This is a genomic window from Streptomyces sp. KMM 9044 (assembly GCF_024701375.2).
Taxonomy (GTDB): domain Bacteria; phylum Actinomycetota; class Actinomycetes; order Streptomycetales; family Streptomycetaceae; genus Streptomyces.
In genome coordinates this window covers 6517205-6533287 of record NZ_CP113910.1, presented here as the reverse complement: position 1 = coordinate 6533287, position 16083 = coordinate 6517205, and the positions used below count along the sequence as shown (strand labels likewise).

Annotated in this window: 4 protein-coding genes; all 4 read left to right on the top strand. The window is 70.8% G+C overall.

Translation table 11 applies throughout. The annotated features are described in order from the left end of the window. Positions 1–127: 127 nt before the first annotated feature. Positions 128–1207, top strand: a complete 1080-nt coding sequence (locus tag HUV60_RS29510) for a transposase (protein WP_257851411.1) — start codon at positions 128–130, stop codon at positions 1205–1207. Beyond that, positions 1204–1659 carry a transposase gene (locus HUV60_RS29505; protein ID WP_257851412.1) on the top strand — a complete coding sequence of 152 codons (456 nt, stop codon included), beginning with the start codon at positions 1204–1206 and terminating at the stop codon, positions 1657–1659. The genes HUV60_RS29510 and HUV60_RS29505 overlap by 4 nt, the downstream gene beginning before the upstream one ends. A gap of 330 nt (positions 1660–1989) precedes the next feature. Continuing rightward, a complete protein-coding gene (locus tag HUV60_RS29500) occupies positions 1990–14571 on the top strand; it encodes a type I polyketide synthase (RefSeq protein ID WP_269441249.1) in 12582 nt (4193 codons plus the stop codon). Beyond that, positions 14561–15595 carry a ketoacyl-ACP synthase III family protein gene (locus HUV60_RS29495; protein ID WP_257851414.1) on the top strand — a complete coding sequence of 345 codons (1035 nt, stop codon included), beginning with the start codon at positions 14561–14563 and terminating at the stop codon, positions 15593–15595. Before HUV60_RS29500 ends, HUV60_RS29495 begins: the two co-directional genes overlap by 11 nt. Positions 15596–16083 lie beyond the last annotated feature (488 nt).

The following is a 16083-nucleotide window of genomic DNA, read 5'->3' as shown; positions in this document are numbered from 1 at the left end:
TGATCTGGATTGTCTAGATCAAAACCGTCGCAGAGAAGAGGCACCCAACGGGTGAAGAGTACCGGCTGGGACCACCGGCTCGCTGTGCGGGCCGACGGCAAGAACCTGATCGGCCACGCCGGGGGGTGTGCTGCTGCGCAAGGTTGCCGACCGGGTCGGGCCGACCGCCGCTCTGGGCGCGGCCCTGCCGCAGGGCATCGGGCCGGGGTGGCGGGATCGGGGCATGGCACTGGTCCAGCTGGTGTGCGCGATCGCACTGGGGGCCGCCAACGTCCTGGAAGCCGAGCAACTCCAGTATCACTGGCGGGCGTTGTTCCCTCGGCCGGTCTCCGACAGCACGCTGTGGCGCACGCTGGAGGCGATCGACGGGCCGGTTCTCGCACGCGTCGAGCGCGTGCGGGCCGCGATACGCCGGGTGGTGTGGACCCTGCTGGCCCTGCGGCCCGGCGGGTTTCCCTGGATCGCGGTGGGCGGGCGGGAGCTGACTGGCTGGTACGTCCTGGACCTCGATGCCACCCTCGTGACCTGCACCAGCAAGAAGGAGCGCGCGGCCGGCACGTTCAAGGGCGGCTTCGGGCATCATCCGCTGGGCGCGTGGGTGGCCAACACCCGCGAGTGCGTCGCGATGCTGCTACGGCCCGGCAACGCCACCTCCAACGACGTCGCCGACCACCGGACGGTGCTGACGGCCGCGCTGCGGCAACTCCCGCTGCCGCTGTGGTCGAAAGTGCTGGTCCGTATCGACGGGGCTGCCTTCAGCCACGCCCTGCTGGAGCACCTGCAGAGCCTGACCACCAGCCGGCGCCGGGTGCGCTGGGTGACCGGCTGGGCCATCAACACCACCGACGAGGCCGCCATCGCACTGCTGCCCGAGAAGGTGTGGGCCACCGCGCTGCGGCAGGACGGCACGGTCCACGAAATCACCGGCCCCGATGGCGACAAGATCTCCTACCAGGCCGCCGAGCTGACCGGAGTGCGCGACCTGACCGGCTGGCCCGCGGGGATGCGCCTGATCGTACGGCGGGTCAAGCCCTCGCGGCGCGATCTGAAGAAGCTGACCGACTTTGAGAAGCACACCGACTCTGCTGCGCAATTACCCGGCGTGATGACGCCGTGCCGATACGGCCTTCAGAGCGCGTCGCAGATGCAGGCAGGCCGGGCGCGGCCGAGCCCTGAAAGCACGGCACGTGATCGCTCGCCGAATTGAGCAGCAGAGTCCACACCGGCTGGCGGTACCAGATCGTCGCCACCAATATCCCCGCCCACCAGGGGCTTTCGGGTGTGTCCGGCTCGGGTCAGGCCTGGTTCGTCGACGCCCTCTACCGCGACCACGCCGAGGTCGAGGACCGCGTGAAAGCGATCAAGCGGATCGGGCTGGGGCTCTTGCCGTCCAAATCCTGGCAGCTGAACGTCGCCTGGGTGCCGGCCGCCGCGCTCGCCGCCGACCTCGACGCCTGGACCCGGCTCCTCCTCCTGCATGACGAGCCCGAACTCGCCGCCGCACAACCGGAAACGATCCGCGGGAAGCTGTACCACCTGCCCGCCCGCCCCACCGCCCACGCCCGCCGACGCATCCTCCACCTCGACCACACCTGGCCCTGGGCCACCGCGTTCACCACCGCCTGGCAACGCGCCCACCAACTCCCGGCCCTCACCTGACGGCCGCTCACCACCCCGACGACACCGGAAGGAGAGGACTGCACCATCCTCGGGCCCGTGGAACCCGACGCCCCCGCAGCGCACGCGAAGGCCCCCAGCCGACCGACAGGACAAACTGGGGCGAGACGCCAGGCTAACGGAACCGACCAGCCCACAGACGAATCGAGGTCAACCCTGCCGGGTTTAGAAAAAGACCTAGCGCGCCCCTCGACATACTGCTTGCCAAAGGTCGGGGGAGATCTCTGCCGCTCCATGTGCCGGCGGTGCCTGGAGGATGGCGGCCCGGGTTGTCAGAGTCCGTCCATTGTCCATGTGATTGGAAGTCGAGCTGTGACCGAAGAGCCCTCTGTCGCACTTGTCCGCCCGCTGCACCAGATCCTCACGGACCACGCCTTGCAGCGAGCGGACGAGCGGGCTTTCCAGGACTCTCGGCGTTCCGTCACCTACGGCGCTCTGGAGCGGCGCACCCGGTTCCTGGCCGGGCACCTCGCCGCACTCGGGGTCGGCCGCGGCGACCGCGTCCTGCTCCGCATGGGCAACCGGGTCGAGATGGTGGAGAGTTATCTCGCCGTCACGCGCGCGGGAGCCGTCGGTGTGCCGGTCGACCCGCGGTCCTCCGACACCGAGCTCGCCCACCACCTGGTCGACAGCGGCGCCCGCACGGTGATCAGCGGCGCGGCACAGATACCCCAGGTGGTACGGACCGTTCGGAGCAGCGGCCTGGACTGCGGCCTGATCGTCGTCGGTGCCACCGAGCCCATCGCGGGTGCCACCGACTTCGAGCACCTCGCCGTCACCTCGCCGCCCGCCGACGCGCGGGACGACCTGGACCTGGACGAGACGGCCTGGATCCTGTACACCTCCGGCACCACCGGACGCCCCAAGGGCGTGGTCTCGACCCAGCGCAAGTCCCTGTGGGCCACGGCCGCGTGCACCGAGCCGATCCTCGGTCTGTCCGCGACCGACCGCCTCGTGTGGCCGATGCCGCTGTACCACGCCGCCTCGCACAACATCGGCGTACTCGCCACGCTGGCCGTCGGTGCCTCTGCCCACATCATGGAGGGCTCGGCCCCGGACGAGATCATGGAGACCGTCCGCAGCGAGCAGGCCTCCTTCCTCGTCGGCTCCCCCACCACCTACCACCGCATGGTGGACCTCGCGCGCGAGCGCGGGCTCGAACTGCCGGAGCTGCGGGTGTGCATGGCGGCCGGCTCGGCCTGCCCGCCCGCGCTGCACGAAGCCTTCGAAGACGCCTTCGGCATCCGCCTCCTGGACAGCTACGGCAGCAGCGAGACCGGAGGCGCCATCACCACTCAGGCGCCCACCGGGCCACGCGTCCTGGGCACCTGCGGCACCCCGCTGCCCGGCCTGACGCTGCGTCTGGCGGACCCGCGGACCGGCGAGGAGGTGGCCGCCGGGCAGGAGGGCGAGATCTGGGTGCACAGTCCGGGCATCATGGCCGGCTACCACAACGACCCGGAAGCGACCCGGGCCGTACTCGTGGACGGCTGGTACCGCACCGGTGACCTCGGCCGACAGGACCCGGCCGGCCTGCTCACCATCACCGGCCGGGTCAAGGAACTCATCGTCCGCGGCGGCGAGAACATCCACCCCGCAGAGGTGGAGCGCGTTCTGGCCGGGGTGCCCGGCGTGGCCGAGGCCGCGGTGGCGGGCAAGCCCCACGCCGTACTGGGCGAAGTGCCCGTCGCCTACCTGGTGCCGGGACCGGAGGGCCCCGGAGGCATCGACGCCCGCGAGCTTCTGGAGACCTGCCGCCGGGAACTCTCCTACTTCAAGGTGCCCGACGAGTTCCACATCATCGACGACGTCCCGCGTACATCGACGGGGAAGACCGCCCGTCGGCGGCTGGCCGAGCTGCCCGGAACGCTGCTCGTCGTCAATCCGTCGGTGAACGTCCGCCCCGATCTGGCCGCCGAAGGCCCGTCCGGAACAGCGTCCGCCGTGCCCCCGGTGTCCGCCGGCGCCGTCCTCCTGACGGCACAGCACGGTCTGCTCGGCCTGGTGCGCTCCGTGGTCGCGGACGTCCTCGGTCTGCCCTCCGAGGAGGTGACCGCCGATCGGCCCCTGCACGAACTCGGCTTCACCTCCCTGTCCGCCGTGACCCTCCGCGACCGGCTGTCCGCCGCCTCCGGCCACCGTCTCTCGGCCGCTGTGGCCTACGACTACCCGACCCCGCAGGCCCTCGCGCGGTACCTCGACGGCCTGGCACAGGGTGGCCTCGGCGCTGCGGGCGCGGAGGCCACTGAGGACGCGGAGGGAACGGCTGTGACGGGGCAGCCTAACGAGCCCGTCGCCATCGTGGCGATGGGCTGCCGTCTGCCCGGCGGCACCCGGACGCCCAAGGAGCTGTGGGACCTGCTCATGGCGGGAACCGACGCGGTCGGCCCGCTCCCCGACGACCGGGGCTGGGACCTGGACCGGCTCCTGGACGACGAAAGCCGCGGCGGTGGAAAGTCGTCCGCCCGGCAGGGCGCGTTCCTTGACGATGCCGGGCGGTTCGACGAGGCGTTCTTCGGTATATCGCCGCGTGAGGCACTGGCGATGGATCCGCAGCAGCGGCTGCTGCTGGAGACGGCCTGGGAGACCTTCGAGCGCGCGGGCATCGACCCGGTCTCGCTGAAGGGCAGCCGGACTGGTGTCTTCGCCGGTGTGATGCACGGGGGCTACGGCCCCGGCCTCCACGAGCGTGCCCCCGAGAACCTGGAGGGCTACCTCGGCAACGGTTCGGCCGTCAGCGTCGCTTCCGGCCGCATCTCCTACACGCTGGGGCTGCTGGGGCCGGCGATCACGGTGGACACGGCGTGTTCGTCGTCGCTGGTGGCGATCCATCTGGCGGCGCAGTCACTGCGGCAGGGCGAGTGCTCCCTCGCCCTCGCGGGCGGCGCCACCGTCATGTCGACGCCCGGCGCGCTCGTGGAGTTCAGCCGCCAGGGGGCACTCTCGGCCGACGGTAGGTGTCGGGCGTTCGCCGCCGGGGCGAACGGCACCGGCTTCGCCGAGGGCGTCGGCCTGGTCCTGCTGGAACGACTCTCGGACGCACAACGACTGGGACACCCGGTACTCGCCGTGGTACGAGGCTCCGCCGTGAACCAGGACGGCGCCTCCAACGGCCTCACCGCCCCCAACGGCCCCGCACAACAACGAGTCATCCGCACCGCCCTGGCCCAGGCCCGCCTCACCCCCGCCGAGATCAGCGCCGTCGAAGCACACGGCACCGGCACCACCCTCGGCGACCCCATCGAAGCCCAGGCACTCCTGGCCACCTACGGCCAGGACCGACCAGCCGGAAACCCCCTCCTGCTCGGATCGGTGAAGTCCAACATCGGCCACACCCAGGCCGCCGCAGGCGTCGCCGGCGTCATCAAGATGGTCATGGCCATGAACCACGACACCCTGCCACGCACCCTCCACATCGACGCACCCTCACCCCACGTCGACTGGAACGCAGACCGGCTCCAGCTCCTGACCGAACCCCAGCCCTGGCCGCGCACCGGCACACCGCGCCGCGCCGGCGTCTCGTCGTTCGGCGCCAGTGGTACGAACGCGCACCTGATCCTGGAGGAGGCACCCGCCGAACACGTTCCCACGGCCGCTCCCCAAACACCCGACACGATGGTCCCGATGCTGCTGTCGGGACGTGGCGAGGGCGCGCTGCGGGCCCAGGCCGGGCGAATGGCGGACTTCCTGGAACGCTACCCGGACCTGCCGACCGACACCGCAGCACGCATGCTCACCGGCACACGAACCATGTTCGAACACCGCGCCGCCATCACCGCAACCAACCGCACCGAACTCCTGACACGCCTGCGCACACTCGCCACCACGGACGCTGCCCTCGACACCGGAACAGCCACCGAGCCCGGCGTGATGCGCGGCACCGGCCGCCCCCTCGGCAACCCCGCACTCGTCTTCCCCGGCCAGGGCGCCCAATGGCCCACCATGGCCGTCAAACTCCTCGACGACAACGGCCCCTTCGCACAACGCCTCCAAGAATGCCGCCAGGCACTCCAACCCTTCGTCGACTGGGACCTGCTCGCCGTACTACGCGGCGAACCAGACCAACCCGACTTCAACCGCGTCGACGTCGTCCAGCCCGCACTCTGGGCAGTCATGGTCTCCCTCGCCGCACAATGGCACGCCGCAGGAATCCGCCCCGCCGCAGTCATCGGACACTCACAAGGCGAAATCGCAGCCGCCACCGTCTCCGGCGCACTCACCCTCTCCGACGGCGCACGCGTAGTCGCCCTGCGATCACAACTCATCGCCCACATAGCCGGCAACGGCGGCATGACATCCCTGGCACTGCCACGACACCAAGCCGAAACCATCGCCACCGACCTCGGACTGGACATCGCCGCAGTCAACAGCCCCGCCAGCACCGTCCTCTCCGGCCCCGCACACGCACTCGACCAACTCGCCACCTGGTGCCAAAAACACCAGACACGCTTCCGACGCGTCCCCGTCGACTACGCCTCCCACTCCTCCCACGTCGAAGCGATCAAAGACCAACTCCTCGAAACACTCGCACCCGTCACACCACACACCGGCGAACTCCCCTTCTACTCCTCACTGACCGGCGGCCCCGTCGACGGCACCGAACTCGACGCCGACTACTGGTACCAAAACCTCCGCCACACCGTCGACTACCAAGCCGCCACCCACACACTCGCCCAAGCAGGCATCACCGCCTACATCGAAGTCAGCCCCCACCCCGTCCTCACCCTCCCGACCCAGGAAACACTCCAAACCCTCGACAACCTCACAGAAGAACCCACCGTCCTCGCCACACTCCACCGCGACCACGGCGACACCCACGACTTCACCCACGCCCTCACCACCGCATGGACACACGGCATCACCCTCCGCCCCACCACCCCACCCCTCCACCCCGACCTCCCCACCTACCCCTTCCAAGGCACCCACCACTGGCTCAACACACCGTCGGGCGGCGACCCGCAGTCGTTCGGCCTGCGCCCCGTCGTTCACCCGCTGCTGGGCGCCGCGATCCACCGCGCGGACGAGGAAGGTGTGGTGTTCACCGGGCGGGTCTCCGCGGCCACGCATCCATGGCTTGCCGACCACGTGGTGCGCGGGTCCGTCCTGTTTCCCGGAACGGCTTTCGTCGAGGCCGCGATCCGGGCGGGTGACGAGGTGGGCACCCCCTGTCTGGAAGAACTGGTCCTTGAGACCCCGCTGGTGGTCGCGGCACAGCAGACCGTCAGCCTGCAGCTGACCGTCGGGGCGCCGGACGCGTCGGGACGCCGTGCGGTGAGCGTCCACTCCGCGCCACAGAGCGGCGCCGAGTCGACGGCCGACCCACTGTGGTCCCGGCACGCCCGCGGCTTCCTGGTCCCCGCCCTGCCGGATGACACCGACGCCGCCGAAGCGCTGGCGACCTGGCCACCGCAGGGCGCGGAGGCGGTGCCCGTCGCGGACGCCTACGAGCGGATGGCCCAGGCCGGGTACGGCTACGGCCCCGCGTTTCGAGGCCTGCGAGCCATGTGGCGCAGAAACTCGGAGGTCTTCGCCGAGATCGCCCTGTCCGAAGGGGAGAGCACCGACGACTGGGGGCTGCACCCGGCGTTGCTGGACGCGGCCCTCCACCCGGACGTCTTGGGCGAGGTGGACAAGGACGAGTCCCAGCCGCTCAGCCTGCCGTTCTCCTGGCACGGTGTACGGCTGCACGCTTCCGGTGCCACCACGCTGCGAGTCCGGCTGACCTGGCCGGAGCCGGAGGGCGTCGCGCTGCTCGCCGTGGACCCGGCAGGAGCCCCTGTCGTCTCCGTGACCACCTTGTCGACGCGGCCCATGGGGGAAGGAGCGGCATCCGCAGCGGACGAGACCGTCCGGCAGATGCTGCTGCATACGCAGTGGAAGCCCGTGACAACCCCACCCGTGCCGCAGCCCGCGGGCCGATGGCTCGCGGTGGGACCCGACGCCGCGCGTTCCGCCTCCGTCCTCACCGACGCGGGCTTCGACACGCACGGTGTGCCGGACCTGGCGGCGGACACCACGGGGCCCGCGCCCGACACCTTGCTCCTGCTCTGTGACCGTCCCGGGCCGGAAGCCGCCGACACCGCGGTCGCGGCCCGAACACGCGTGCAGGTCGCCCTCGCACAGGTGCAGCGCTGGTTGCGCGAGGAACGGTACGAGGCCACTCGTCTCGTCCTCGCGACCCGTGGCGCCATGGCGGCCGATCCCGCGTCCGGCGTGGCCGACCTGGCAGGGGCCCCCGTGTGGGGTCTCGCCCGGACGGTGCAGGCCGAACACCCCGGACGCCTCGTCCTGATCGACCTGGCCCCCGAGGCGGACTGCCCGGCCGGCGCCGCGGACATGGCGGGACTGCGCGCCGCGGACATGGCGGGACTGCGCGCCGCGGTCGCGTCCGGTGAGCCGCAGACTGCCGTTCGCGCCGGCCTCGTGCTGGTCCCCCGCCTGACGCGCGCGGCCGGCCTGGCGCTCGGAGAACCGCGGACGCTCGATCCCGAGGGCGTCACCCTCGTCACCGGCGGGACCACCGGCCTGGGCCGGCTCGTCGCCCGGCACATGGCCGCCACGCACGGCGCCCGCCACCTGCTGCTGCTGAGCAGAAGCGGCCCCACAGCCGAGGGCACCGCCGACCTGATCGACGAACTCGCCGCCCTGGGCGCGTCCGTGACCGTCGAAGCGTGCGACGTGGCCGACCGGGACGCCCTGGCCACTGTGCTCGACGGCCTCGACCGGCCCCTGACCGCCGTGGTGCACAGCGCCGGCGTCCTCGACGACGGGACGGTATCCGGTCTGTCCCCGGAACAGGTCGACGCCGTTCTGCGTCCCAAGGTGGACGCGGCGCTGCACCTGCACGACCTCACGCGCGACGCCGACCTGACCCACTTCGTCCTGTTCTCGTCCGTCGCCGGCACGCTCGGCGGCGTCGGACAGGCCAACTACGCCGCGGCCAACGCCTTCCTCGACGCCCTCGCGGAGCACCGGCGCTCGCTCGGGCTGCCCGCCACCGCGGTGGCCTGGGGCCTCTGGGAGGACGGCGGCCTGACCGAGCATCTGGGTACCACCGACCGCGTCCGCATCGCCCGCAACGGCGTCCGGCCGCTCGCCGCCGATCAGGGACTGGCGCTTCTCGACGCCGCCATCGCCCGCCAAGGTGCCGCCTTCGTCGCCGCGCGCTTCGACCACGCCGCCCTGCGGCGGCGGTCCGGCGGGGTGCCCACCCTGCTGAGCGGTCTCGTCCGCGCTGTCACGCGCCGCACCGCCGCCGGCGGATCCGGTGCCGCGGAGGACGCCGGCGCCTGGCTCGCCGGACTCTCGTCACAGGAGGCCGAACGCGCCCTGCTCGACGTGGTGCGCCGGCACGCCGCAGCGGTCCTGGGACACGAGTCGCCGCAGGCGGTACGCGCCGACAGCGCGTTCAAGGATGTCGGCTTCGACTCGCTCTCCGCGGTCGAGCTGCGCAACCGCCTCAACACCGCGACCGGTCTCCGGCTGGCCCCGACCGTCGTCTTCGACTATCCGACCCCGCAGGTCCTGGCGGAGCACCTGGCCGAGAGCCGCGACGGAGCCACGGCAGCGGCATCCGTCCCGGCGCTCCGGGCAAGCGCCACGACGGACGCCGACCCCATCGCCGTCGTCGCGATGGGGTGCCGCCTGCCCGGTGGGGTCGCCGGCCCGGAGGACCTGTGGGAGCTGCTGCGGTCCGGAACCGACGCGATCGGCGAGTTCCCCACCGACCGCGGCTGGGACCTGGACACCCTGTACGACCCCGACCCGGACAAGCCGGGCACGTCCTATTCCCTCAACGGTGGCTTCCTGGAGGGCGCCGGGCGGTTCGACGAGGCGTTCTTCGGTATATCGCCGCGTGAGGCTCTGACGATGGATCCGCAGCAGCGGCTGCTGCTGGAGACGGCCTGGGAGACCTTCGAGCGCGCGGGCATCGACCCGACGTCCCTCGGCAACAGCACGGCCGGCGTTTTCGTCGGCGCGATCGCCCAGGAGTACGGCTCGACCCTGCTGCACGAGGCCCCTGAGGGGCTGGACGGCATGCTCCTCACGGGCAACGCCACCAGTGTGATCTCCGGTCGGCTTTCGTATCTGCTGGGGCTGCTGGGGCCGGCGATCACGGTGGACACGGCGTGTTCGTCGTCGCTGGTGGCGATCCATCTGGCGGCGCAGTCACTGCGGCAGGGCGAGTGCTCCCTCGCCCTCGCGGGCGGCGCCACCGTCATAGCGACGCCCGGTACGTTCACCGCCTTCAGCCGACAGCGCGCCTTGTCCTCCGACGGTAGGTGTCGGGCGTTCGCCGCCGGGGCGAACGGCACCGGCTTCGCCGAGGGCGTCGGCCTGGTCCTGCTGGAACGACTCTCGGACGCACAACGACTGGGACACCCGGTACTCGCCGTGGTACGAGGCTCCGCCGTGAACCAGGACGGCGCCTCCAACGGCCTCACCGCCCCCAACGGCCCCGCACAACAACGAGTCATCCGCACCGCCCTGGCCCAGGCCCGCCTCACCCCCGCCGAGATCAGCGCCGTCGAAGCACACGGCACCGGCACCACCCTCGGCGACCCCATCGAAGCCCAGGCACTCCTGGCCACCTACGGCCAGGACCGACCAGCCGGAAACCCCCTCCTGCTCGGATCGGTGAAGTCCAACATCGGCCACACCCAGGCCGCCGCAGGCGTCGCCGGCGTCATCAAGATGGTCATGGCCATGAACCACGACACCCTGCCACGCACCCTCCACATCGACGCACCCTCACCCCACGTCGACTGGGACACAGGCCAAGCCCGACTGCTGACGGAGAATGAACCCTGGCCGCGCACCGGCACACCGCGCCGCGCCGGCGTCTCGTCGTTCGGGATCAGTGGTACGAACGCGCACCTGATCCTGGAGGAGGCACCCGCCGAACACGTTCCCACGGCCGCTCCCCAAACACCCGACACGATGGTCCCGATGCTGCTGTCGGGACGTGGCGAGGGCGCGCTGCGGGCCCAGGCCGGGCGAATGGCGGACTTCCTGGAACGCTACCCGGACCTGCCGACCGACACCGCAGCACGCATGCTCACCGGCACACGAACCATGTTCGAACACCGCGCCGCCATCACCGCAACCAACCGCACCGAACTCCTGACACGCCTGCGCACACTCGCCACCACGGACGCTGCCCTCGACACCGGAACAGCCACCGAGCCCGGCGTGATGCGCGGCACCGGCCGCCCCCTCGGCAACCCCGCACTCGTCTTCCCCGGCCAGGGCGCCCAATGGCCCACCATGGCCGTCAAACTCCTCGACGACAACGGCCCCTTCGCACAACGCCTCCAAGAATGCCGCCAGGCACTCCAACCCTTCGTCGACTGGGACCTGCTCGCCGTACTACGCGGCGAACCAGACCAACCCGACTTCAACCGCGTCGACGTCGTCCAGCCCGCACTCTGGGCAGTCATGGTCTCCCTCGCCGCACAATGGCACGCCGCAGGAATCCGCCCCGCCGCAGTCATCGGACACTCACAAGGCGAAATCGCAGCCGCCACCGTCTCCGGCGCACTCACCCTCTCCGACGGCGCACGCGTAGTCGCCCTGCGATCACAACTCATCGCCCACATAGCCGGCAACGGCGGCATGACATCCCTGGCACTGCCACGACACCAAGCCGAAACCATCGCCACCGACCTCGGACTGGACATCGCCGCAGTCAACAGCCCCGCCAGCACCGTCCTCTCCGGCCCCGCACACGCACTCGACCAACTCGCCACCTGGTGCCAAAAACACCAGACACGCTTCCGACGCGTCCCCGTCGACTACGCCTCCCACTCCTCCCACGTCGAAGCGATCAAAGACCAACTCCTCGAAACACTCGCACCCGTCACACCACACACCGGCGAACTCCCCTTCTACTCCTCACTGACCGGCGGCCCCGTCGACGGCACCGAACTCGACGCCGACTACTGGTACCAAAACCTCCGCCACACCGTCGACTACCAAGCCGCCACCCACACACTCGCCCAAGCAGGCATCACCGCCTACATCGAAGTCAGCCCCCACCCCGTCCTCACCCTCCCGACCCAGGAAACACTCCAAACCCTCGACAACCTCACAGAAGAACCCACCGTCCTCGCCACACTCCACCGCGACCACGGCGACACCCACGACTTCACCCACGCCCTCACCACCGCATGGACACACGGCATCACCCTCCGCCCCACCACCCCACCCCTCCACCCCGACCTCCCCACCTACCCCTTCCAAGGCACCCACCACTGGCTCAACACACCGTCGGGCACCTCTCGCGGTGCGTCCGGGCTGGGCGCGGTCCCCACCTCGCATCCCTTGCTGGGTGCGGCCGTGGAACTGCCCGGCACCGAGACGGTGGTGTTCACCGGCCGGCTTTCGGCGGGCAAGCTCGCCTGGCCGACGGATGAGGGCACCGAGAGTGTAGAGCGGGAACTCGACTGGCTCGCCGCGGAGTTGGCCCTCTCGGCCGGTGAGCAGCTGGGCAGGAGCCGACTGCGTGCCCTGACCGCGCAGGCACCGTTCGTGATGCCGGGGTCCGGCGCCGTTCAGGTCCGCGTCACGGTCGGCGAGGGTGAGGAGCCCGGCGTACGCGCGGTCCTGGTGCACTCCCGGCGCGGCGACGACGTCCTGGGGCTGCCGTGGACCTGCCACGCGACGGGTGAGCTGGTCGCGGCGGCAGCCGAGCCGGACTGGGATCTGGAGGCCTGGCCGCCCGCGGACGCCCTCCCGATGCCCGAGCCCGAACTGCGCCTGGAGTACGGGTCCGTGCACTCCGCCGTACACGGCGTGTGGCGACGGGACAGCGAGGTGTTCGCGGAGATCTCCGTACCGGACGCGCTGCGTGAGGAGGCACGGCGGTTCGGTCTCCACCCGGTGCTGGCACAGGCCCTGCTCAGCCTGGCGGGTATGAAGGGCGTCGCGCTCGAGACCGCCGCATCCTTGCGGGTACGGGCCTGGGGGGAGGTGTCACTGCACGCGTCCGGCGCCTCCATCCTGCGCGCCCGGGTCTCCTCGGGGCCGGACGGCTCGGTGTCGCTGACCGCTGCGGACGCCACCGGAGCCCCTGTTCTCTCGGTCCCGGCCCTGCGGCTCGAACCCGTTGCGCGTGAGGTGCTCAGGGCCGCGGACGTGGCGCAGCAGGACAGCGTGTTCGGCATCGAGTGGACCGCCGTGGACACGCGGGCGAACACCTCCGACGCCGACGCCACATGGGCCATCGTGGGCGAGGACCGGGTGCGCATGCGGTCCTCGCTGATGACGGCGGGACGCTACACGGAGACCTACCCGGACCTGGCAGCGCTGACAGCCGCAGTGGAGGGGGGCCGAGACGTCCCCGACGTCGTCGTGGCCCCTTTCCTGGAGAAGTACGGCGAGCTGTCCGGGCAGGAACTGGTGGTCGCCGTCCACGCCACGACGGTCCGTGCCCTGGAGACAGCCCGAGCCTGGGTAAACACACCGGTCTTCGACCGCTCCCGGCTGGTGTTCCTCACCAGTGGTGCCGTCCCCGCGGTGGCCGGGCCCGACGACGCGTCACCGCTCGACCTCGCGGGAGCCGGCATCTGGGGTCTGATCCGCAGCGCGCAGACGGAGTACCCGGACCGCTTCGCGCTCGTGGACACCGACCTCGCCAAGCCCACCTGGCGCGCCCTGGACCGCGTGGTGTCCTCCACGGAGCCGCAGTGGGCGCTGCGCGGGCGGACGACACGGGTCCCGCGGATGGCCCGCCTCCTACCGGGCACTGCTCTCCCGAGGCTGGACGTCGGCCTGGACGGTACGGTGTTGATCACTGGCGGGACGGGCATGCTGGGCTCCGCGATAGCCCGTCACCTGGTGACCGAGCACGGTGTGAAGGACCTGCTGCTGACGAGCCGTCAGGGGCCGGACGCGCCTCAGGCTGCGGTCCTGGAGGCCGAACTGACGGAGCTCGGGGCCCGGGTCCAGGTGGCTGCCTGCGATGTGGCGGACCGAGAAGCCCTGGCCGGCCTGCTCGCGGACCGGCGGATCGATGCCGTGGTGCACACGGCGGGCGCGGCGGACGACGGGATCCTCCCGTCTCTGACGGCGGAGCGCCTGAGCAAGGTGCTGCGCCCCAAGGTGGACGCGGTCGTGAACCTGTACGAACTGGTCCGCGAGGCAGGGGTGCGCCAGATCGTGCTGTTCTCCTCGTTCGCCGGCATCCTGGGCGGTCCGGGACAGGCCAACTACGCGGCGGCGAACACCTTCCTGGACGCGTTCGCCCACCACATGCGGTCCCGGGGTGTCGCCGCCACCTCGATCGCGTGGGGTCTGTGGACCGGGGCCAGCAGTCTGTCGGGCCCGTCCGGGAAGGACCGGCAGCCGGTGGCGCTGCGCGGAACGCATCCGCTCGTCAAGGAACAGGGTCTCGGACTCTTCGACGCGGCATGGGCGGCCGGGCGCAGTCTCGTCATCGCGTCCCGGCTGGACTTCGCCCAACTGACCGGCGACGCGGAGACCGGCGACGTGGCCTCCGTGCTGCGGGCTCTCGTGCCCGCTGGCACGCGCCGCACGGCCCGGGACACCCCGGCGGAGAACACTGACCTCCGGCACCGGCTGGCGGCGATGAGCAGGGCGGAGCGGGAGACGGTGGCGACCGACCTGGTACGGGACCGGGCGGGTGCCGTTCTCGGGCACACCGCACCGGGCAGCGTGGCCGCGGACGCCCCGCTGAAGAACCTCGGATTCGACTCGCTCACCGCCCTGCAACTGCGCACGGCCCTCGTCGAGGCGACCGGGCTGAGGCTGTCGGCGAGTGTGGCGTTCGAGTTCGACACACCGGTGGGCCTCGCGGAGCACCTGATCGAGCGGCTCCTCGCCTCGGCATCTTCACATTTCGGCGGAAATGAAAGGCTCTCGGATGAGAATTGACAATGTGTTCATCGACTCGCTCGGTGTCGTGCTGCACGAGTTCGAGCCCGTCGAGCGGGCTGTGGCCCAGGGGCTGATCAGCCAGGAGACCGTGGAGGCGAACGGGCTGACCGGGACCCACCTGGCGCACGACATTCCGGCCGTGGAACTCGCGATCTCCGCCGCGCGCGTCGCCATGGAGCGCTCGAAGCTGCAAGTGGAAGACATCACGGACCACGTGCACAGCGGTGTGTACTACCAGGGCCCGCAGGGGTCCTATCCACCGGGATACATCCTGCGCGAACTGGAGGTGGAGCCGGTCTCGTCGCTGTACCTGCGCCAGGGCTGCAACGGCATGCTGGGTGCCCTGGAGGTGGCCGTCGGGCAGATGACGGGCGCCGCCCAGGCGGAGACCGTACTGCTCACGTCGGGTGAGAACTTCACCGCCACGGGCCTGAACCGCTACACGGGACTGGGCCAGGCGTACTTCCTCGCTGACGGCGGCGCCGCGGCCCTGATCAGCGCGGACGAAGGTTTCGCGCAGATCAGGTCGCTGAGTTCGGGCATCCTGCCGGAGCTCGAACGGTGGCATCGTGGTGACGGCTCGTTGCTGCCGGACGAGGGCCGGGAGAACGACGGGGACATGGCGGAACGGGCCACTCGCTACAGCGAGACCGAGACCCCGCTCTCCGAGACCCTCGAGAAACTCACCCTCTTCAATCTCGGTGTCATTCGCCGGGCACTCGTCGACGCCGACCTGAACGCCGACGACATCGCCAAGGTCGTACCGATCAACATGGACGGCCGGATGATCGAGTACTCGGTCATGATGCCTCTCGGCCTGACCATGGACCGCTGCACGTGGGACTTCGGCAGGGGCATCGGGCATGTGGGCGGCGCCGACGTGATCATCACCCTGGAGCACCTGGTCCGTACGCGCGAGGTGGCTCCCGGTGACCACGTACTGTTGATCTCCCAGGGCCCGGGCTGGATGTGCACGGCCTGTGTCGTCACCCTCGTCGACCTTCCCACCTGGGCGATATGACGTGCCTCCGCCACCGCAGGATCGTCTTCGACATGTCGACGGTCGCCGGTGACGGCGGTGCAGGACCCAGCAGGCGGTGAGCACACGGATGCCCTCGCGCTCCTTGGGCCAGGAGATCCGTGGCCTTCCGGTTCGATGACGAAAGACGCCACGTCCCCGGACAGACCCAGCCGGGGTCTCCCCGAACCTCTGCAGGAAGCCCCGGCCGAGGACGGGAGCCGACCGGGACGAGGTGTCGGCGTGGGCAGGTCGTGCGGGCGCCGCGCCGGCTCCGGGGCGGCTCGTCGATGGCCTACGGAAGTGGGCCCGATGCCGGGGCGGGCTGTCGCCCCGGCACCTGTGCCGCTCGAAAAGTCATCGTCGCTGATGGCAGGAGTGAAGGTTCGCCAGGTGGGAGCATGTTCGGGTGATCGTGTCCCTGCTGTACAAGGTGGCCCGGAAACTGCTGTCCGTCCCGTCGGTGCTGCTCCGTGCTCAGGTGGCGAAGG